Here is a 20134-nt window from a genome sequence, read left to right on the forward strand (position 1 = left end):
TCTCTCAACCAACCATGACATTTCGCAATCAATGCATGACAATCATTCATTTGCTTCATATGGTATCGCTTGGCTAAGGTTTGCGAAAGCTAAAAATCCAGAGCATCGCCATGACCCACCTAGTTAATCAAAATGTCATCATCAACGGCACACGCATCTCTCATGGTGTGCATGGTGAAGGGATCCCCGTGGTTCTTATCCACGGCACACCGTCCTCCTCATATATCTGGCGTAACATTTTGCCTTCGCTGGTCTCCGCTGGATACAAAGTTCATGTCTACGACCTGTTGGGATTTGGGCTGTCGGAACGCCCTTGCGACCCGGCCATCGACACGTCCGTCACCGGCCAAGTGCCAATTCTTGAAGGATTGCTCGACATATGGGGTCTGGATGATCTACACGTCATCGCCCATGACATCGGAGGTGGTGTTGGACAGCGCTTTGGCATCCAGTCGCCCGACCGGGTTCGCACGCTGAGCATGATTGATGTAGTGAGCTATGACAGTTGGCCCTCTAAGCGCACAAATGAGCAAATGAAGGCTGGTTTAGAAAAGCTGATCAAAGCACCAGATGCCGATCATCGTGAGCATTTCCGCGAATGGTTCTATTCGACGGTTCAAAACAAAGAGCGTTTGGCAGAAACGTCGATGGAGACCTATTTGGATTTCATCTGTGGTCCGGTTGGTCAGGGAAGCTTTTTCCAGCATCAAGTCATGCATTACGACCCCAAACACACAGACGAAATTGCCCCGCGTTATGCTGAGCTCGGCAAGAACCCAATTCAACTGATTTGGGGGGCTGATGATGCCTGGCAGGTTGTCGATTGGGCGCATCGACTGCATGACGCAATCCCAGGTTCAGAACTCCATGTCTTGGAAGACTGCGGTCACTTCTCACTGGAAGATCAACCCGAGAAGATTTCAGCCTTGCTGGTAGACTTTCTGCAAAGACAGTGCTGAGCGATGACGGAGATCGCACAAACAAAAGTCGTTGGGCGCGATAAGCGAAAGCTCACATCGCTCTTCGAGATCACTGGTTCCGTCTTGGCGATGGTTTATGCGTTGTCGATTGCACTCAACGTGGGAGCAGAGATGCTTGGGTTCTCGCTACTGCTAGTGTCTTCAGGCCTGTTCGCAGGATGGGCAATCTTAGACCGGCGTTGGACTTTCCTTTTGCTCCAAGTCTTCTACGCAACGTCGGCAGTTATTGGGTTGATCCGTTGGGCCTGACAACAATTCAGCGAAAATGGTCGTACCAACAAGAAGGAGGGATACTGTGAAACTGACGGACTTCAAGGTTCTAGCATTCGACGTTTATGGCACGCTGATCGACTGGGAAAGCGGCATGGTCACAGCCCTCAAACCATTGACAAGAAAGGTCACTCAAAACCTGACACGCGACGAAATTCTTGAAGCGCACGCCTATCATGAATCCACGACACAGCGCTGGACACCCAACAAAAAGTACTCCGATCTTCTTGCAGTCGTTTACCGTCGTTTGGCTGAAGAATGGGGTGTCGAAGTGACTTGGGAAGAATGCCAAGCATACGGCCTCTCGGTGCGCCAGTGGCCTGCATTCGACGATAGTTGTGACGCACTCGCCTATCTCAAACAACACTACAAACTAGTCGTCCTGACCAACACCGACAATGTAAGCTTTTCAGGATCGAACGCGCGACTCGGCGTTCATTTTGACAGCGTTTATACCGCAGAGGACGTCGGTAGCTACAAACCCAATGATCGCAACTTCGACTACATGCTGGAAACCCTTGCACGGCAGGGCATCGCCAAAGAAGACATTCTTCACACCGCCGAAAGCATGTTCCATGATCACGGTCCGGCCAACAAACATGGGCTGCAAAATTGCTGGATTTACCGCCGTCATAAAAAGGAAGGGTTCGGAGCAACAATGAACCCGGGTGAGATGCCCAGCTACAATTTCTGTTTCAACAGCATGGCCGAACTGGCGGACGCACATGTGGCGGAGTTGTCGGGACAATAACACTGCACCGGACTGCGAAGCCGACATTCGCTGCAACTAGTTGTTGTTGTAAGTTTGGGCTCGGTGCGGTCATTCGACTGGTTAGGTCGAATGACTGCTTTTTGTTGGTGCCCAGTCAGTGCCCAATCAATGCAACTCAGCATAGAACGCGGGTACCTCTTGCCAAGGCATCGCCTCATGGTTTTGGACCTTGGCCTTGGCGGCCGGCAGCACCTTGCCTTCGCGGATCGCGGTCACCGGGTTCTCGCCCGAGCGGAAGCCCTTAGACTTTGCTACATTGAGCACCGTTTTGATCCGCTAAGACAGTCGCTTTGCGGTTTCGTGTTTCTCGGTCCAGATGGGGGACAGGCACATCAGCACTTCGGGCTGATCAATGCTGTCTACGGGCATACGGCCGATCTTGGGGAACGCATAGTCGCGCAAGGTGTTGAGCCATTGCTGGCCGTGCTTGACATTCTTCCATGTTGGCCGGCGGTCGATTTGGACCTGACGGCTGAGTTCTTCGAAGGTCGGGATTTCGCGTTGGCGTTGAACCGAGGGTTCAGTCCGGATTTTGCCCTCCGTCTGTATTCGAGCGCTCTCTCCCGGGCCTGGTTCAGAGTGACGACATCAGCGCCACCCAGTCCGAAATCCGTGCGCAGAGGAGCGCCCTTGCGGTTCTTCTGTCCTTTGATCGTAACGCGTACGATCCAACGTCGCGCACCGGAGGGATCAACAACAAAGTACAGGCCAGAGCCGTCGCCATGCCGACCCGAACCAAGATTCTCTACCAGCTTCTTTGTCAGCTTCCCACTGAGCGCGGCCATGAAAACACCACTCAATGGAACATATTAAGCACAATTTAGTAAAACTCAGCATGGTACTACGAGATGGTAAGTGCTCATTATTTATAGGAATAAGGCACGTTAGACAGGCCATGCCAGTTCACCGAAATAGGTTGATGGCGGAGACGAAGGGATTCGAACCCTCGAGACGGTTTCCCGCCTACTCCCTTAGCAGGGGAGCGCCTTCGACCACTCGGCCACGTCTCCGCTGGCGGGTATATCCTCGCATGTTGACCGGATACAAGGCGATTTTCGATGCCTTGGGCATTTTTCTCAGATTGTTGTGAAACACATAGCTTTTGAGGCCTTTCAGTCAGTTGTCGGGTGAACAACAAATGAGGCCTGTTAGAACACTGCCCCACACGTCTGCATTACGATTTCGGACAATAAATGGGGTTTTAAACGAATAAACACTGATAACTTGCCAAAGTTGCAATGTTTAAGGCATATTTGCATAGAGTTTTTTGAATTTTTAACCAACTAATTTGACAGAGGCAAAAACCGGGCAGTGGGCGCTTGCGCTCAATGTTTACCTTTTGGGGAAGGATATAAGGTTTGGCCTGGTTTAGAGTTTTTTGTGTTTTCTGCTGTGTATTGCTTGTGCCTTCGCAGGTCTTAGCCAACATCGGTACAGTCATAGGTGTCAAACAAGGCGCCGAAGTCACCCGTTCAGGAAAGTCGCAGCCTTTGCGAGCTGGCATGGAGGTGCAGTCCGGGGACTCCATCTCGACTGACGGTAGCGGCGTTGTTCAACTGGTTTTCGTTGACGAAACCAAAATTGCGATTGGGCCAAACGCTAAAATGATGCTGGACGTGACGATGTTGCGCGGCAATCAAAAGGCCAAAAACTTCGCAGTTCAGGCTCTTGGCGGTAGCTTTCGCTTCATTTCGGGCAAAAGCAAAAAGCGCGCCTATTCTATCCAGACCCCAACTGCAACAATGGCAGTACGAGGCACAACCTTTGACATGTGGGTGGTCACAGGAAGGCAAAGCGCCATGCTGGTTCTCGAAGGACGGGTCGAAATGTGTGGCCTGAGCGGTAATTGCCAGGCGACGGGCCGTCGGTGCAGCCTGATGGCCACGACACAAAACGGCAGCGTTGGTCGCCCTGCTGATCAGGAACAGTTTGAACAAGCCCTGCAGAACGGGTTTCCATTTGTTCAGTCTCAGGAAAGCCTGCTGGCACCCCTTCAAGTGGACATCAGCGGGTGCGGTGAGGAATCTCTGCCGCCACCGCCCCAGCAATCTGATGCACCTGAACGTAGCCCAGATCAGCCTCAAGGATCAGGTGTCCAACAAGCTGAACGATCCGCTCCGCGTAGTGAGCCGCCAGCCCCAGAAAGACCCGCACCTGAAAGGCCTGCACCCGAAAGGCCCGCCCCTGAAAGCCCGACTGTAGGAAGAGGAAACGGTGGAAGTATTGGCAGTGGTAGCACAGGAAACGGAAACGGCGGCAACATCGGCGGCAGTGTTAGTACCGGAAACGGGCAAGGCGGTAGCATCGGCGGCCTGAGCGGCGGCAACGATGGCGCCGGAGGAACGATTGGCGGCGGTGGCGGTGGCCTCACCGGCGGTGATGCCCGCAGCGGTGGAATCGATGGAAACGGGGGCAATGCAGGTCGCTGAGGACACCAGCCTTGCGTTGCCCACCGATCAGACAAAGTCGTAACGACGGATGCGTGTCTTGCGCGCATCCGAACCGGACCGACCTAGGTGTTCGGAGACTATAGTGACCAGAAAGCCGAAAATAAGAACTGGTCGACGACGAGCCTTTCAACTTGTGGGATTGGGCCTGATCCTTTTGGGGTGCTTTATCAGGGTCCTCGATCCTTACCCGGTACGGATGACCCGGCTCATATACTTCGATATTCTTCAGCGCCTGTCGCCGCGGGAATACAATCCGGAACTGCCTGTGCGGGTCGTGGACATTGACGAAAAGTCACTGGCTCAATGGGGGCAATGGCCTTGGCCCCGGACGTTACTAGCTGAGATGGTTAAAAACCTTGGCGAATATGGAGCCGCAGTCATTGCGTTCGATATGCTGTTTGTCGAACCGGACAGATATTCGCCTTCGCGGCTGCTGAAAGACCCCGCCCTGGCCGATGTGCTAACCGTGGATCACAGTGCGAAAAAACGGGACAACGACGTGGCTTTTGCTTTTGAAATCGCCAACTGGCCGGTGGTTTTGGGGGCTGCTGCGCGGGCAGCTCAGGAAGGCCGGGAAATAGCCCCCTTGGCAGGCCTCATTGAAATCGGTGAAACCCCCAGCTCAGGCTTAGTATCCGTACCCCATTGGACCCCGCCTGCCCCACCACTGGATCGAAGTGCGGCGGGGATCGGCGGTGTAAATGTCTCACCACTTGGTGGCACTGGTATCGTAAGAAGGGTTCCAATTCTGTGGGGTGGACCAACCGGAGCGTTGCCCGGCTTGAGCATCGAGGCCCTGCGCGTAGCTACGGGCGAAAGCATTATCATTGCCGAAGGCTCTCAGGACGAAGCAGGAATCATGCTGGCGGTCGAGGTCGGAGGTTTTCACCTGCCGACGACTGAAAACGGAGAGGTTTGGGTCAGGTATCGGCACGACAATCCTGATCTTTACATATCAGCCGCAGACATCATGCAAACTGGTGAAAACCCCGATCTGCGGAACGAAATAGAAGGCCGCATCATATTGGTCGGCACGTCGGCTGCCGGTCTGTTCGATATGCATCAGACTGCTTTAGGGGAATCCGTTCCGGGCGTTTCCATACATGCCCAAATCCTAGAACAGATCTTGACCGGTGAAATGCTAAGCCGCTCAGACGTTACTGCGGCACTTGAACTGCTTTCGTTTGCCATACTTGGGCTGGTGGTAACTGCGGTGATGGCGCGGTTTGGAGCGGTTGCCTCATTTGTGGCGGGTGGCGTCTCTGCCGCGGTAGTTCTGGGGCTTAGTTGGCTGGCATTTCAAAACCAGCTCGTGCTTTTTGATGTTACCTTTCCTTTGCTGGGCGGCATGGCGAATTTTGGCTTGCTAGCAGGCTATCTCTTCATCTCGACCGAGCGCGAAAAGCGCGTGATCCGACAGGTTTTCTCACACTATGTCGCGCCCGAAATTCTGGACGAAATGGAGGGCAGCGGCCATCAGTTGCAATTGGGCGGTGAGACCCAAGAAATCACCGTCATGTTTTCAGACATTCGCGGGTTTACACCTTTGTCCGAGTCTGTATCCGCAACGGACCTGGTGACATTGCTGAATGAGTTGTTTTCGCAAGTCGGTGACCAAATCCTGTTAGAGCGAGGAACGATAGACAAATTCATCGGCGATGCGGTCATGGCCTTTTGGAATGCACCGCTACCGGTCGAAGACCACCCTCGCCGCGCCGCCCAAGCCGCTCTTTTGATGCGACAAGCGTTGCTGGACTTCAACGCCTCAGACGTGATGCTGGGAAGACCGCCCATTGCTTTGGCCACGGGCTGTGCCACTGGCCAAGCCTGTGTCGGGAACATCGGTTCAAAACGGCGGTTCAACTATACTGTCATCGGGGACGTTGTGAATGTCGCCGCGCGGATCGAACAAAGCTGCCGCCACGTCGATTACGATATCCTTGTTTCCAACTCGGTATTTGAGCAAACGAAAAACGACATGGCGATGCTTGAGGCCGGGTTCGTCGACCTCAAGGGGAAGACAGACCTAGAGCCTGTTTTTGTTCTGGTCGGCAACCGTGGGCTTCGAAAGACGCCCGCCTTTCAGAAACTTGAAGCAATGCACAAAAGCCTGATAGCCGCGATACGTGATCGCCGGCCTCAAAGTCAGATCGAAGAGATATGCGAGGGCTGCGTCGCAATTGCCGAACATATCGAACCCGGCCTACGTGGGTTTTATTACGCCCTGTCCGGACGAGCGGCGGACTTCCGATCGGATGTACAAGCAAACCAGCTCTTCTTCAGCCACCATCGCCACGGAACAAAGCCATCTGTTTGAAAACTCTGCCGATGTCAAAGGCTCACGCACATCAGGTTGGTTGAAGATAAAAAGCCTCACGGCGCAACAGTCCGCGTGAACCCTTAAGCCAGTTCCGCCAGAGCCGCATCGATGCGCCTCAGCATCGGTGACTGTCCTGCGGTTTCCACAATAACGCGGGCCTTGGTCAGGTGATCTTTGGCTTGCGCTTTCTTTTTCTTCGCCTTGTACAGCAAACCCATGATCATATCGCAGCGTGCAATGTAGTGCCCTTTTTCGTCAAATTGAGGATTCCGGCGCACCTGTTCGATCATCGCCTTCAGGCGTTTTTCCCCAAACAGCATAACTTTGAGAATGGACCAAAAATTCCCCAACAAAACTTTTAAGGACGCCCCGCCTTCTCCTGTCAGGATAGCCAGATACATCTCGCACAGAAACAACCGCCCCCAATCCGCCGAGACCATGGTGCCTTCATCCGTTCGCTTTTGAATGGCACCTTCGATTTGGCGCAAACCGGCAGTAATCTGACCCTTTAGGGCATATGCAACGCCCAACATTGTTGCTGGCCCGAAGGTAAACAGCGTCCACCCCTTTTGGTCACATGTCTCGATATGGTGCTGTACAATCTCCATCGCTCCGGGTTTTTCCAGCGGGACCATCGCACCAACACGAGCAGCTTCGGCTATAGCCAGCTCAAACTCGACTTTGGATTCCCGGCGCGCTTCTTCCGCCATCTCCAGCGCCAGCTCATGATCATCCGACACCATGGCCACCAACGCCTTCATCGCTTTGCCGTAGCCCAGCGCGCGCGGGTCATTCTTGGATTTGCCAAGAGCAATCATCTGATCCGAAGTCGCATGTGCCCGGGCAACGCGCCCGCGCGTTAGTTCATTCCATCCGACCGTCGCAAGATAGAAGTTTTGAATATAGGCGTCATCGATCTTACTCAGCGCGATCTCAATTTCTTTTTTCTTGGCTTCAAACTGCGCGTTTTCAATGGGCGAGTGATAAATCGAGACCGATAGCTCGTTTACCATGGCATAAGCAGTGGATGCAGGATCCTTGAGACGTTTGGCCATATCAGTCAGATCCTGCTGAACCCAGTAGGCCTCGTGATATTTTCCGTTGCACACCAGACAAGAAACATAGTGATGCAGGAACAAAGCATGATGCTGGTTGTCACCTACTTTCTGCAAGATCGGCCGGACCGTTCCCGCCAGTTCGATGATCGTTTTGACGCGCAACGAAATATTGGAACACAGCGCAAAGCTCGCCAGAAACTCGGCGAATTGTTCATTCGTGGCGCAGTCGGAATCGCCTTCATACAGCTCCATCGCGGCAGTGAAATAGCCGTTGGCTTCGTCTAGAGAATACACGCCCAGACATTTGTCACCGGCCATTGCGCTGAACCGGAATGCCTGATCCCGGCGGTCGGTTTGCCCGTAGTGGTAGGCCAAGGTTTCAGCCGCTTCTTGCAGACGGTTCGCGTTTCGCAACGTTAATGCGTCGGCAATAGCCAGATGCAATTCAGAACGGCGCGACAATACCAAGCTTTGATAAACCGAGTCCCGCAGCAAGACATGTTTAAAGATGTAGTCGGAAGAGTTCGGCTCGCGATACAGTACGTCTAACTCTTGCAAACGCTGCAGGGCTGTACCCGATTCAGCACCGTTTTCACTGAGCTGTGACAACAACCCCGGATCAAAACGCCGACCAATCACAGATGCTGCTTGCAGTAACGCGCGATCGTCGGGCTGCAACCGGTCAAGCCTTGCGGCAAGAAGGCTGCGCATGGTGACAGGCAAACCGCTGTCGCTGATGTCTTCATCCAAGTAAGCGGTGTCGTCTTCAACGCGCAAAGTTCCCTGATCCAGCAGAAAGCTGAGGATCTCTTCACCAAACAGCGGGTTGCCTCCTGCCCGCGCAGCAAGTTGCTCGGCCAGACCATTTGGCAGCTCAGTCGCATCCAAGCGGTTCTGGGCCAAGCTCGCAAAGTCCTCACTACGCAAGGGCTTTAAAGCAACAGTCTTTACACTGGCGGCGCCCAGCCATTTTGGAACGTACTCTGGTCGCCTCGTTTGAAGGATGAGCAGGTTCGAAACCGAAAGATCAGCGACCAGAATTGACAATAGGTCTTCAGAGGCGCTGTCGATCCAGTGGCTATCTTCGATCAAGAAAATAACGCGACCATGCGAGCATTTAGCTTTTAGCAAAGCTGGCAACAGCTCTCTCAACCGCAGCCCGATCAGAACTCCATCCAAACCGTCTAGGGCGCCCATAGGTGGCTTCAACCCCAATAGGTTCATCATCAATCCCAGATTTTCCTGGGACAGCAACCCGGATTTTCCAAGCCCCAGTTCCAGTTTTCTCTGAATCCTCAGCGGATTATCATCATCACGGATTTGAAACGAATTCCGCACGATTTCGAGAAATGGTAGAAAAGGGGTCTGCTGCCCGTCAGCAAAGCAGTTCCCCGTGAGAACCGCTACATCATCCGATGACACCTGCTGCAGGAATTCAAACACCAGCCGCGTCTTACCCAACCCGGGCTCTGCCACCAGGTCGACCACAGAAGGCGCAGCTTTTGACCGCTCCAAAGCAGCCGTCAGAGCGCGCAACTCGTCCGCGCGCCCCACATAGCTGCCGAGCCCCTTTGCTACTGACGCATCAAAGCGGGTGGCCCCGTCATGAACTGCATTCAACTGCCACAGCTTTTGCTGCGCAGACAGTCCTTTGATTTTGTGCTCGCCAAAAAAGCGTAACTCGGTCACCCATTCCACCAATCCACGCGTTGTATCGCAAACCAAGCTTCCACCAGAAGGTGCCATGTTTTCCAAACGTGCTGCCAGATTTACGGTACTGCCCACCGCAGTGGTCGGGCTGCCTTTGCCTTGAACCGCGGCCATCAGAACAGTGCCTGAACTAATACCAACACGCATCTGCGGACGAACACCAAAACTGGCCTCAAACTCCGGTGCAGCCTTGTTGAATGCGTCGTGGATCGACATGGCGGCACGGCAGGCACGCACGGCCGGATCCTCTAAGGCGTCCGGAATGCCAAAAAGCGCCATGATGCTGTCACCGGCAAAATCGCGCACAACGCCACCATGTTCCTGAACCGCGCGAACAAGCGTGTCGTAGACCCTGCGTACAAAGGCCAACGCTTTTTCATCCTCAAGACTGGCTACTATTCCGGTGTACCCAACCATGTCAGCAAACAACACGGAGACCAGACGCCTTTGCCCCTGATCCGACGATTGCTCAATAGGCTTGTTCGTACCATCCGCCATTCAAGAATACACTTACAGCACCCCAACTGCCTCGGCTAGTGTCAGCCTTTGATGACGCCACTGCGCAGAGCGCGATGGCAGCGAAAATGACACGTACGCTCTGAAACACCTGGGTTTCTGGCAACACCCCTACCAAACGTCAGGAGATTTCGAACCAAGCCTTCCGAGGTAGCGGCATACTTATTGCTATACTCGCCTGCAGTTGTGAAACCGTTGCCTTGAGCGCATCAATCACCATCTCTCGGCGGTTATCTATCATTGCAGATGCAAAATGAGGGATCGTCAGTGCAGCCATCACTGTTTGCCCCGGCATGTGCCGGATCGGCGCAGATATTTCGTTAATGGCATGGCTCTCGGGACTGCTAAGTGAAACGTAATTCTGCTCGCCGCACTGCGCCGCTTGATCTGCAAATTGCTGCAGGGCCTTCGAGTCCTCGTTAGGAGCGGCGCGGCGCAGGAATTCCATTCGGGCGTCTACGGAATCGAACTCCGACAAAAAACACGCCCCGACTGAGGTCGGGTAGATAGGTGTCGTGTACCCCACTTGCACCGTCACCCCATAGTTCTGAGGAGAGGAAACGCTATTGATGACAATCAGCTCTTGGCTGTTGTCGGGCACCCAGAGATGGTTGGACAATTCGGTTTCTTCAGCGAGCCGCTGCATGTAGGGCTCGGCCAGCTCGGCCAGTTTACTATGATCTGAGCGTTCCCCGCCCAGCAACGCCAGCTTTCCTGTCAGGCTGTAGATATCGCCGTCCTGACGTTCGATATACCCTCGCTCTTCAAGAACAATCATCATTCGAAAAATCTCGTTCTTGGACCGACCTATCCCTTGCGCCAACTGAGACAGCGTAGGAGACACATCCGTCAGCGACAGAAACTCAAGAATATCCAAACCCTTTTCCAACGCAGGGGCCGAGTATTTCTGTAGTTTCGTCTTTTGCTCGGACATAGGCTTACCTCTTTCCGCCAGCTTTCTCAGAAAAGACAGCAGGGGCGCAAGCCCCTGCGTGCCCGGCCAACCACCTCAACAGGGAGGAGAAAGATCGTCGGCCAACCCGGTCCTCAAAGACCGTTCTTCTCGAGGATTTGCCCAGCGTTTTCAGTGGTGACCGCTTCGGTTCCCATAACCACTGATTTCGGCACGTCTTCTCCAGCAAGGTGCTTTAAGGCCTGCCGCAGACCTTCCGCTCCTGGCGTCGGGTATAGGAACGTCGCTGCCAGTTCGCCGTTCGCCACCCAGGTCACCCCTTCACCCGGCAGCGCATCAACACCGATGAACATGATGTCTTTTTCCCGCCCCGCATCTTTGGCAGCAAGATAAGCGCCGTAGGCCATCGGATCGTTGTGGCCGTAGACCATATCAATGTCTTCATAGTTTCGCAGGGCAGTAGACATGATGTCATAGGCCTGATCCTGCTTCCAATCTCCAGATTGCTGATCCAGCAGGAAGGTCACGCCCTTTTCACCCTCGAATGCCTCGTGGAAACCATTTGCCCGGTCATGCGCAGCTTGGGTGCCAAGACCGCCCCAGATTTCGATGATGTTGCCTTTTGCCGTTCCGGCCCCACCAAGCTTTTCCAGAGCAAACTGTCCGGCCGCGCGGCCAATCAATTCGTTATCGCCGCCAACCCACTGAACGAATTTGTCTGTATCTACATTACGGTCCAGGACGAACACCGGAATACCCGCGTCAGTCACTTGCTCAACCACCCCTGTCAGACCTGCGGATTCCTTTGGTGAGATCAGGATGGCGTCCACTTCCTGCCGGATAAAATTCTCAACGTCAGCGACTTGCTTTTCGGTCCGGTCATTCGCATCCGCGATGATCAGTTCAACGTTGTCATGCAGATCGGCCTCAGCCCGCAGATCCTTGTTAAACTGTACACGCCACGGTTCAACCGTCGTGACCTGAGAAAAGCCGATTACATAGTTGTCCTGCGCCCACGCCATGCCCGCAGACAACGACATTGTCAGAGCGGTTGCTGTCAACAGACCCTTGCCAAATGCTCTTCTTTTCATAGTTTACTCCTTAGTCATGATGCGGGTTTCTCAAAAACTCCCGCGTTCTGATTGCTCTGACCTTGGTCCGCCAAGATCTTAGGTCAGAGCCTCCTCCCTCTGCCCAGGCGCTCTTTCGCCATGACAAAGATCTCTTCAAACCGCCCTTCCTGAAGCAACACTGCGACCACAATGATGATGCCCTTGAGGATCAGCTGCGTGTTGCTGTCGATGTTGTTGAGCTGCAAAATGTTGCTGAGAAAGCCGAAAATAAGCACTCCCACAAAGGTTCCCATTATCGCTCCGCGCCCGCCCATCAGGCTGGTGCCGCCAATTACAACGGCGGCGATTGCATCAAGCTCAAGCCCCAGACCGGCATCCGGCTTGCCTTGCCGGAACTGCGCCACATACAGAACCCCGGCAAGAGCCGACAACGCACCGGCCAGCGCGTACGTAATGATCTTGTTTCGGCCAACGTTGATACCCGCAAGGCGTGCAGCTTCTTCATTGCCGCCGATGGCCATCAGATAGCTACCAAAGGTGGTAAAGCGGGTGATCAGGAAGAAAACCAGCAGAACGCCCAAAAAGAACAGGCCGGGCACTGGCAGAACGCCCCACAAAAGCTCTCGCAAAAATTCAAAGTTCTCGGTGGCGTTGCTACCGGTGTAGACTGGGTAAACAGCTGTATCCTGCCCTGCGATGACTCGCGCCAGACCCAGCGCTCCAACCATCATTGCAAGCGTAACGATAAACGGCTGTAAGCGACCGTAGACAATCAAAGCTCCGTTCACCGTGCCCATCACGGCACCGATACAAGGCACCACGATTAGTACAGCCAATACGCCAAACTTGGGCATCACCTGACCGGCCAACCAGACCATAACGCCAATCGCAATCGCTGCCGCGACCACTCGGCTCAGCATCCGCGAAGGCGCGCTGGTCGTGGCGGCTGTCTCTGCTTCGCGGTTCAGGTTGCTTTGGACGAAATAGATCAGCGCGCCAAGTGTCACGAACAGCACCAAGCCAGTCGCGGGTACTCCGAAATAGCTGGCTGCTGTCCATCCTTCCTGCGTCAACAGCATCGCGCAGATTACCGTTCCCAATGCCATGACCGACCCGACAGACAAGTCAATCCCGGCGATGAAGATCACCATCGTCATGCCCACCGCGACAATCCCGGTGACCGAGACTTGACGCAGGATGTCCGTCAGGTTCCCCAGAGATAGAAAGATGTTGTTGCCCTTGGATGATACGGGCGAGGTTAACGCGCCGAACAGGATCAGGGCAAACAGCCCCCAGTAAAGCTTTGTATTGTTCAACAGACGCATAAACACCGCTCGGCTTGGATGCTCTGGTTTCGCGGCTGGGCTGTTGGGGTCCATAACGGTCATTTCTTTTCTCTTTTCACACCCCGAGCGATCAGCGGAACTGCATCGCCAAGGCTTTGATTGAATCCACGCTCATCTCTTCGCGCGAAAGTTCTCCGGCCAGTTGTCCATCACAAAGAACAATCATCCGGTCGCAGACGGCCATGAACTCGGACAGCTCCGAGCTGGCAAACAAAACCGAGATACCCTGATCGGCCAGCCGCCCAACGAGATCGTAGATCTCGTCCTTTGCGCCGATATCGATGCCACGTGTCGGCTCATCCAACAGCAAAACGCGCGGTTGCGTCGCCAGCCATTTGCCAAGGACTACCTTTTGCTGATTGCCGCCGCTTAACTTGCCAACGAGATGCTCGGGACCGGTGGCGGCAACCTTCAACGTCTCGATTGCCATTAGCGCCTGTTTGCGTTGTTCGGCCTCGGAGAACCGGCCAAAGCGTGATTGCAAGGGCATCAATGGCAACGCGACGTTTGACGAGATTGAGCGGTCAAGTATCAGCCCATTTCCCTTACGGTCTTCGGTTATCAAGGCCAGACCATTACGCACCCCATCCTGAGGGCGGGTGGGACGCAGTTTTTGACCTTCAAGCGTGATTTCACCGTGATACGACCCGCCCCGCGCGCCAAACAAGGTTTCCAGCAACTCGGTCCGTCCGGCACCCAGCAAACCCCCTACGCCCAGAACTTCGCCCCTTTTCAAGTCGAATGAGACATCATCTAAAACTTTGCGGTGACCTTCGCGGGCCGTCAGGTTTGAAACCTGCAAGACGACTTCGTCCGAAGCCGGTGTCTGACGGGTGACCGGGTTTATTTCAACCGTGCGCCCAACCATCATGCGTATCAGATCGGCTGAGCTGGTTTCAGACGCCAACCGAGTTCCTATAAGGTCGCCATCCCGCAAAACAGTCACGCGGTCCGAGATTTCGAAAACTTCGTCCATCCGGTGCGAGATGTAGATGACCGCTACACCCTGAAGGGCGAGATCCCTGACAACTTCCATCAGCACATCTGCCTCGGCTTGCGACAAGGCTGAGGTTGGTTCGTCCATTATCAGCAGCCGGGCATTCATCAAAAGCGCACGGGCAATTTCGACCAATTGCTGCTCGCCAACCCGCAAATCTTTTACTGGCGTATCGATATCAAGGGTAAAGCCGAAACGGGCTAGAGCCTTGCGCGCTTTGGCTCGCAATGTCTTGCGATCAATGAAAGCCCCGAATTTGCGGGGTTCGTGCCCCAACAGTACATTCTCGGCCACCGTCATCTCGGGGATGAGGCTGAGCTCTTGATGCATGATGACGATACCGTGCTTTTCGGCGTCGCGAGGTGCGTCGAACTCAACTGTTTCGCCATCAATCTGAAAGGTTCCAAAGCTCGGCTTTTGAACCCCGCTGATGATCTTCACCAACGTGCTCTTACCAGCTCCGTTTTCCCCCATCAGCGTGTGGATTTCTCCACCATCAAAGGTCAGGTCAACATTGCGAAGCACGGAGACACCCGAAAAGGACATCCCGATCTTGCTTAGTGATAGTGTAATCTGGCTTTCCGTCCCGTGCGTCGCTCGCAGGGCGGATTTCTGGTTCGTCATTACAGCGCCTCCCTTCGCCGTAGATGCGATTCTTTAAAATCGTTTCATATACGAAACCATGCACGCCAATGAACCGTCAAGACAAATCTACATTTGTCTGTTCAATACCTCTGGGGACCGTGCTGACCGACTGGTCACTCGGCAACCCCTCAAGAGGTACAGTTAATTGAAATTAATCGCTTTTCTGCACTACTTTACTCGAATCCGACATGAAAATATTTCGCGGTCCGCAGGGCGTACTCCACGAGGCACAGTACCGTTTTGCAGACAAAACACCGCCAAAATCGGTGCCCACGTCGACCCAAGTCAGACGTCATACACGCTGGCCAGAAATACGCCTACTTTTGGCAATTGTCAGTTTTTGGCTGTTCGGAACAACAACAAGAAGACGAAAACCGAACCGATGGACGTGGTTACAATACCAACGGGCAACTCTTGGGGAGCAAGCAGCAAGCGGCTCAAAATGTCTGATCCCGTAAGCAAAGCGGCCCCTACGATCGCTGCCGTCGGCAGCAACTGGCGGTGCAGAGGGCCAGCAATTCCGCGCGCAATATGTGGCACCATCAAGCCAACAAATCCGATCACACCGGCCACCGAGACAAACACCGCTGTCGCAAGTGCCGCCACAAAAAACATGCTAAACCGCAGCCCTTGCACCGGTACGCCTAAGGTCGAGGCGGTAAGGTCGCCAGTCAGCAAAGCATCTAACCAGCGACTGCGATAGATAGAATAAGACAGGATCAGTAGCAAACCCACACAAACCAGCGGAAAGGTCTCCCACCTCGCCAATCCAAGCCCGCCCAGCATCCAGAAAATAACCGTATGCGCAGCGCGGCTGTCACCTGCAAAAATCAGGTAATTCGTTATAGCCGAAAACAAAAAGGAAACTGCAAGCCCCGCAAGGATCAGCTTTTCCGGCGCGCTGGTACGCAAAACGTGAACCAGCGCCAGAACGATGCCCGAGGCAACAAGACCGCCGCAAAATGCGGCCAGCGGAAGTGTCCAGAAGCCCAAAATATCTCCGGTTACGGTAATAACAAAGACGGCTCCGGCAGCGGCGCCTGAGGACAAACCAAACAAGAAAGGGTCGGCGAGGTCATTGCGAGTCGTCGTTTGCAGTACGACCCCGACTATACCAAGCCCTGCACCTATTACGGCGGCAAAAAGTGCGCGCGGCAGGCGCAGATCAAACACGATGCGATGCAACGGCGACATCTCTCCATCGGACAAACCGACACCCAAAAAAATGGCTCTGGTTGTGTCTGAGATGGGAATGGATGTGGTTCCGTAGACTATTGAAACCAGCAAGAGGGCGATCAACACGACCGCCCCCAGCAAAAGTGTCAGGCCAAGTCGGCCCATATTAGTTCAAACCCGGATGCATGGCTTTCGCCATTTTCGAGATCGCTTCGATGTTCGCGGGCCCCGGTGTCAGCTCCTCATACCGTAAACCGATCCAACGTTCATTTTTGACCGCATCAATCTGGGACATGACTGGGTGCTCTTGCAGAAATTTGAACGTATCCTCAGCACCATTGCCTGTCTGATAGTCCAACAGCACCAAGAATTCCGGGTTAGCAGCTGCAATGGTTTCCCACGAGGAACGGCCCCAGCTGGTATCCATGTCGTGAGTTACGTTTTCACCACCAGCAGCTGCAATCATGGCGTCCGGAATGGCAAATTTTCCTGCGGTAAAGGGCGCATCAGCAGGCCCGTCGAGGAGGAAAACACGCGGTTTAGCCAGATCGGCGGTTTGGGCTTCGATCGCAGCCAAATCTTCCTTCCAGCCGTTCACCAACGTTTCCGCCTTGTCCTCGACATGCATGACTTTGCCCAATCGCAGGACATCACCAAACAGCAGATCCATACTGGCTTCGGGGCGGTCTTTGTCCAAATGCACGCAGCTTTCGGTCAGGATCATGGTCTTGATGCCAAACGGTTCCAGCGTATCTGGCGTCACGTCTCCGCCGGGCTTCATTCCGTAATACCAACCCGCAAAGAACAGGTCTGGCTCAACGGCCACTAGGTTTTCAACGGTCGGGTATTTCGGGGCAAGCTCAGGAATATCACCGCGCAGCGTGTCAAACTCAGGGCTGGTTTTGTACCAGCCGGTAATGCCGGTGAGACCAACGATCTTGTCTTGCAGGTCCAGTGCAAATGCCATGTCGGTCATATTCATGTCATGCACGACAATACGCTCGGGCGCCGCGTCGAACACCAGCGGTTCACCACAATTATCTACGGTGATCTCTGATGCGGACGCACCGCTCGCCATGGCTGTAACCAGCGCCACGGACCAAAACTGTTTCATTGGGGAAGGCTCCTCGAGTTAAGTTGAAACGGTTGTTCTTCGGATATCCAACGCCGGGATTACGCGGCCTTCGTGATGAAAGCACAGGTAATCGACGCCAAATGTATCGCGCACCCGTTCCGAAGTCAGAACGTCGGCTACGGGACCAAAACCGGTCATGCGTGTTGATTTCATCAGGGCTACATGCGTGGCGAATTCGGGGATCATCACCAAATCATGGACGATCATCACAACAGTGATGCCAAGTTCGGCGACCAAGGAAAGCATCCGCCCCTTTGCGTCAGGGTCCAGATGATTGGTCGGTTCATCCAAGAACAAAAGGGACGGTCTTTGGGCCAACGCTCGGGCAATATGGGCGCGTTGCCGCTCACCACCCGACAACACAGCCATCTTTTTATCAGCAAGCCCGCTAAGGTCAGTGAGATCGAGAATGCGCTTCAAATCACTGGCGTGCTCTTCAGCTGAACGATCTGACCAAATCGGGATCTGACCCAGCGCAACGTAGTCTCGCAAATGCAATCGACCGTCTGGCATTTCCTGCTGCCCGACAACGGCAATCATTCGGGCGCGTTCTTTTGCCGACATGACCCGGAGACTGCGGCCTTTGACAAGCACATCCCCAAGAACAAGCTCGGCTGCACCGCACAGAAGATTCAGAAGCGTCGTCTTGCCCGCCCCGTTTGGCCCCGCAATCGCAAGGATCGCACCTTCGTCCAACTCAAAAGACGCGCCTTGCAAAAGAATGTCGCCGTTCAGCGCGTAGTATTCGAGGCCGCGCGCCACAAGAAAATTCGAAGACCTCATGTAAACTTCCCCCGTTCAATTCGCGGCATTCTGGAAATTGTTTTGGTAAATAGGGCCCACGGTCGATCAGTGGCGTTTGTCCATCCATCAGCGGAGTTTTGATACTGCAACGCAAATTCGGCCAAAGCCTCTAGATCCTGTTCGGTTTGAATATCGCCGAACAGGTATTGCGCTTTTCCAACCGCCTGGAACCCTACAGTCGTAGGTCGGTCGCAACCTGCCATGCAATCAACTGTATGAATAACGAACCCAGATGGTAGCTTGCTGGCTAACTCACCCCGTGCGTTTTCAACCCCTAACGTCCCGTTGCATGTCGAACAGATCAGAAGGAAATGGTCAGCAGAGTTCGGCATGATCTACTCCGCTTGACACCAAGCGAGCGCAGAAGGAACCGGTAATGTAAACACGCGCAAGACGTGCCATCAAAGCCTCCTTCCAGGACACCCCGCCCCGGGTTGGTTAAACATATGATGGCAGGTCTCCTGACTTGCGGGTCATCGCTTGGCCATCCTTCCCGGCACAAATTGCCAGTGGCTGATTGGCGTCGCTCACCGCTTACAGTTGCGGGGGCAGTTACGGACTTGGCGCCAATTGGCTAACCGCACCGTATTCCCTTTTCATCCCTTGGGCACACCTCAGGGAACCATCTTGAAACTCAGTGCCCGAGATCAACAGATGCGTCAATATAGAAACGAGCGGTCGGCTATTCGAAAACAACTGCCTTCGCATGGACAAACAATAGATCGGGTAGACATCGCCAAGACGTTTCAATGGCTTGGGGCGCCCGATCAACTAAAACGGCAATCGATGAGACTTTTCACGCTTGTTGGTACATAGCTGCTCGACCCAAATAGCCGGGCGCTTTTCCCACCCCAAAGACTAATTGCAGCTTTCTTGTGCGGGGCCCAAACATACTCGAGCCTGTTCTATCGCGACCCCGATTTTCTGTGAAAATTTTCTTTTGCCTCGTGATCCCGTTTTTCTTTGCTGCTTCGCCCCCATTTCCACGCCACTTTGGCGGACTGTTTTGACAGCACTGACACTGTTTCAGGAAAGGGTTTCTTTGTGCAAGGCGCAGCCTCGGAAAATCGAAATTTGGACCGTGGATATTCTTTTCTTTGTTACGAGCCAAAGATACAGTGGAAAACCGATTGAAACTCAACACTTTAAAGCCGCCGGAATGGCGGCTTTGAAAATCGTGGATTTAGGCGTTGTTCTTCTTCGGTATAATCAACCTCAATGGCATTTCCTCAGGTGGCACCGCACTGATCAAGCCGTGACTGAGCAAAGCTTCGCTCTTGGTTAAGCCTTTCCTTCATAGCAGCCAAGCGTTCCCGCTCAACTTCAATGTTTATCGGGACTTTTTCGTACTCTATGCGGTGTTTTACCTTAGTACACACATGAGTGTAGACGTACTTTTGACCTGTGCGCCGATCTTGAACTAAATCTTGGCAAATTTCTTTTTCTTCATATGGGACTTTTTTCTTCTTAGTGTCGTAGCCACGACTAACGTTTTTCTCAACACTCACGATTTGACGCTGCAAATAGTTATAGTTTTGCATAGCCTTATTTTGACAAAGCTCTTGCTCCGAAGTGCAAGCCCCCAGAGCACTTGCAACGACGGATGCTAGTAACATTTTTTTCATACTTTTCCTCAGCTTACAGCACAACGGCACCCTACTTAAGCCCGGTACAACCCTCTAGTTGCATAACTCATTGAAAGAGATCGTATTTCGAGAGTGGCTTTCTTGCATCGCTGAAGAAAAACGGGGTCCGTAAGATAAACACTTCGACGCTTGCAAAAGGCTGAAAGTCACTGTGTGGCGTAGCACCGTTGTAGCACCGAGTGTGGGTGGCTCTTAACGCAAAAAGCGCCCCTTGGGGCGCTAAGTGTTTGATTATTTGACGCTGGTTGCGGGAGTAGGATTTGAACCTACGACCTTCAGGTTATGAGCCTGACGAGCTACCGGGCTGCTCCATCCCGCGTCAG

General features: G+C 53.7%; 17 protein-coding genes, 2 tRNA genes, 1 pseudogene and 1 riboswitch. Of the genes and pseudogenes, 5 read left to right on the top strand and 15 right to left on the bottom strand.

Annotation, left to right across the window (positions count from 1 at the left end; translation table 11 throughout):
• Positions 1-110: 110 nt before the first annotated feature.
• Genes ACR0EO_RS21175 through ACR0EO_RS21185 form a run of 3 tightly spaced genes read left to right on the top strand, consistent with a single transcriptional unit; the run spans position 111 to position 2001 of the window.
• Positions 111-959 (top strand): alpha/beta fold hydrolase, encoded by an 849-nt coding sequence (locus ACR0EO_RS21175; RefSeq protein ID WP_480692901.1) that lies wholly within the window; start codon positions 111-113, stop codon positions 957-959.
• A 3-nt stretch (positions 960-962) separates the two neighbouring features.
• Positions 963-1229: a hypothetical protein gene (locus ACR0EO_RS21180; RefSeq protein WP_480692902.1), complete on the top strand. Its 267-nt coding sequence runs from the start codon at positions 963-965 to the stop codon at positions 1227-1229.
• A 46-nt stretch (positions 1230-1275) separates the two neighbouring features.
• On the top strand, positions 1276-2001 hold the full coding sequence (locus ACR0EO_RS21185) for a haloacid dehalogenase type II (protein WP_480692903.1): 726 nt from the start codon (positions 1276-1278) through the stop codon (positions 1999-2001).
• Between the two features lie 126 nt (positions 2002-2127).
• Here the strand turns inward: ACR0EO_RS21185 and ACR0EO_RS21190 are convergent, their stop codons facing one another.
• From ACR0EO_RS21190 to ACR0EO_RS21205, 4 genes and pseudogenes are all read right to left on the bottom strand, one after another.
• Positions 2128-2286: a hypothetical protein gene (locus tag ACR0EO_RS21190; protein ID WP_480692904.1), complete on the bottom strand. Its 159-nt coding sequence runs from the start codon at positions 2284-2286 to the stop codon at positions 2128-2130.
• 12 nt (positions 2287-2298) lie between these two features.
• The gene (locus tag ACR0EO_RS21195) at positions 2299-2571 is read right to left on the bottom strand and encodes a phage integrase central domain-containing protein (RefSeq protein ID WP_480692918.1); all 273 of its coding nucleotides are present in this window, start codon (positions 2569-2571) and stop codon (positions 2299-2301) included.
• 14 nt (positions 2572-2585) lie between these two features.
• A pseudogene (locus ACR0EO_RS21200) lies at positions 2586-2807 on the bottom strand (Arm DNA-binding domain-containing protein); the annotation flags it as partial.
• A gap of 135 nt (positions 2808-2942) precedes the next feature.
• Positions 2943-3032 (bottom strand) — tRNA-Ser (locus ACR0EO_RS21205).
• 348 nt (positions 3033-3380) lie between these two features.
• On the opposite strand from ACR0EO_RS21205, the gene ACR0EO_RS21210 reads away from it, so the two are divergent.
• Together ACR0EO_RS21210 and ACR0EO_RS21215 are read left to right on the top strand one after the other, a co-directional pair.
• Positions 3381-4451, top strand: a complete 1071-nt coding sequence (locus tag ACR0EO_RS21210; RefSeq protein ID WP_480692905.1) for a FecR family protein — start codon at positions 3381-3383, stop codon at positions 4449-4451.
• Between the two features lie 103 nt (positions 4452-4554).
• Entirely contained in the window at positions 4555-6789 is a 2235-nt protein-coding gene (locus tag ACR0EO_RS21215; RefSeq protein ID WP_480692906.1) for a CHASE2 domain-containing protein, read from the top strand.
• Positions 6790-6872: 83 nt separating this feature from the next.
• On the opposite strand, the gene ACR0EO_RS21220 is transcribed toward ACR0EO_RS21215, so the two are convergent.
• The 11 genes from ACR0EO_RS21220 to ACR0EO_RS21270 form a co-directional block, all read right to left on the bottom strand.
• Positions 6873-10058, bottom strand: a complete 3186-nt coding sequence (locus ACR0EO_RS21220; protein WP_480692907.1) for an ATP-binding protein — start codon at positions 10056-10058, stop codon at positions 6873-6875.
• 139 nt (positions 10059-10197) lie between these two features.
• On the bottom strand, positions 10198-11010 hold the full coding sequence (locus tag ACR0EO_RS21225; protein WP_480692908.1) for an IclR family transcriptional regulator: 813 nt from the start codon (positions 11008-11010) through the stop codon (positions 10198-10200).
• 113 nt (positions 11011-11123) lie between these two features.
• On the bottom strand, positions 11124-12080 hold the full coding sequence (locus tag ACR0EO_RS21230) for a substrate-binding domain-containing protein (protein ID WP_480692909.1): 957 nt from the start codon (positions 12078-12080) through the stop codon (positions 11124-11126).
• Between the two features lie 83 nt (positions 12081-12163).
• Entirely contained in the window at positions 12164-13450 is a 1287-nt protein-coding gene (locus ACR0EO_RS21235) for an ABC transporter permease (RefSeq protein ID WP_480692910.1), read from the bottom strand.
• Between the two features lie 28 nt (positions 13451-13478).
• Positions 13479-15029 carry a sugar ABC transporter ATP-binding protein gene (locus ACR0EO_RS21240; RefSeq protein ID WP_480692911.1) on the bottom strand — a complete coding sequence of 517 codons (1551 nt, stop codon included), beginning with the start codon at positions 15027-15029 and terminating at the stop codon, positions 13479-13481.
• Between the two features lie 354 nt (positions 15030-15383).
• Entirely contained in the window at positions 15384-16391 is a 1008-nt protein-coding gene (locus ACR0EO_RS21245) for a FecCD family ABC transporter permease (RefSeq protein WP_480692912.1), read from the bottom strand.
• A 1-nt stretch (position 16392) separates the two neighbouring features.
• Entirely contained in the window at positions 16393-17340 is a 948-nt protein-coding gene (locus ACR0EO_RS21250) for an ABC transporter substrate-binding protein (RefSeq protein WP_480692913.1), read from the bottom strand.
• Positions 17341-17358: 18 nt separating this feature from the next.
• Complete coding sequence (locus ACR0EO_RS21255; RefSeq protein WP_480692914.1) at positions 17359-18144, bottom strand: ABC transporter ATP-binding protein; 786 nt, start codon at positions 18142-18144, stop codon at positions 17359-17361.
• Positions 18141-18497, bottom strand: coding sequence for a DUF1636 family protein (locus ACR0EO_RS21260; RefSeq protein WP_480692915.1), 357 nt, complete (start codon positions 18495-18497; stop codon positions 18141-18143). The genes ACR0EO_RS21255 and ACR0EO_RS21260 overlap by 4 nt, the downstream gene beginning before the upstream one ends.
• 102 nt (positions 18498-18599) lie before the next feature.
• Positions 18600-18807, bottom strand: a riboswitch (cobalamin riboswitch).
• Positions 18808-19394: 587 nt separating this feature from the next.
• Positions 19395-19790: a hypothetical protein gene (locus ACR0EO_RS21265; RefSeq protein WP_480692916.1), complete on the bottom strand. Its 396-nt coding sequence runs from the start codon at positions 19788-19790 to the stop codon at positions 19395-19397.
• A gap of 263 nt (positions 19791-20053) precedes the next feature.
• A tRNA-Met gene (locus ACR0EO_RS21270) sits at positions 20054-20130 on the bottom strand.
• Positions 20131-20134 lie beyond the last annotated feature (4 nt).

This window comes from Ruegeria sp. BE9, from assembly GCF_056538765.1.

Bases quoted from the DNA above. Each gene is read 5' to 3' on its own strand.
- ACR0EO_RS21260 (WP_480692915.1), bottom strand. From the start codon at position 18,497: ATGCCGAACTCTGCTGACCATTTCCTTCTGATCTGTTCGACATGCAAC.
- ACR0EO_RS21245 (WP_480692912.1), bottom strand. From the start codon at position 16,391: ATGGGCCGACTTGGCCTGACACTTTTGCTGGGGGCGGTCGTGTTGATC.
- ACR0EO_RS21175 (WP_480692901.1), top strand. From the start codon at position 111: ATGACCCACCTAGTTAATCAAAATGTCATCATCAACGGCACACGCATC.
- ACR0EO_RS21265 (WP_480692916.1), bottom strand. From the start codon at position 19,790: ATGAAAAAAATGTTACTAGCATCCGTCGTTGCAAGTGCTCTGGGGGCT.
- ACR0EO_RS21180 (WP_480692902.1), top strand. From the start codon at position 963: ATGACGGAGATCGCACAAACAAAAGTCGTTGGGCGCGATAAGCGAAAG.
- ACR0EO_RS21255 (WP_480692914.1), bottom strand. From the start codon at position 18,144: ATGAGGTCTTCGAATTTTCTTGTGGCGCGCGGCCTCGAATACTACGCG.
- ACR0EO_RS21225 (WP_480692908.1), bottom strand. From the start codon at position 11,010: ATGTCCGAGCAAAAGACGAAACTACAGAAATACTCGGCCCCTGCGTTG.
- ACR0EO_RS21230 (WP_480692909.1), bottom strand. From the start codon at position 12,080: ATGAAAAGAAGAGCATTTGGCAAGGGTCTGTTGACAGCAACCGCTCTG.
- ACR0EO_RS21220 (WP_480692907.1), bottom strand. From the start codon at position 10,058: ATGGCGGATGGTACGAACAAGCCTATTGAGCAATCGTCGGATCAGGGG.
- ACR0EO_RS21240 (WP_480692911.1), bottom strand. From the start codon at position 15,029: ATGACGAACCAGAAATCCGCCCTGCGAGCGACGCACGGGACGGAAAGC.
- ACR0EO_RS21235 (WP_480692910.1), bottom strand. From the start codon at position 13,450: ATGACCGTTATGGACCCCAACAGCCCAGCCGCGAAACCAGAGCATCCA.
- ACR0EO_RS21250 (WP_480692913.1), bottom strand. From the start codon at position 17,340: ATGAAACAGTTTTGGTCCGTGGCGCTGGTTACAGCCATGGCGAGCGGT.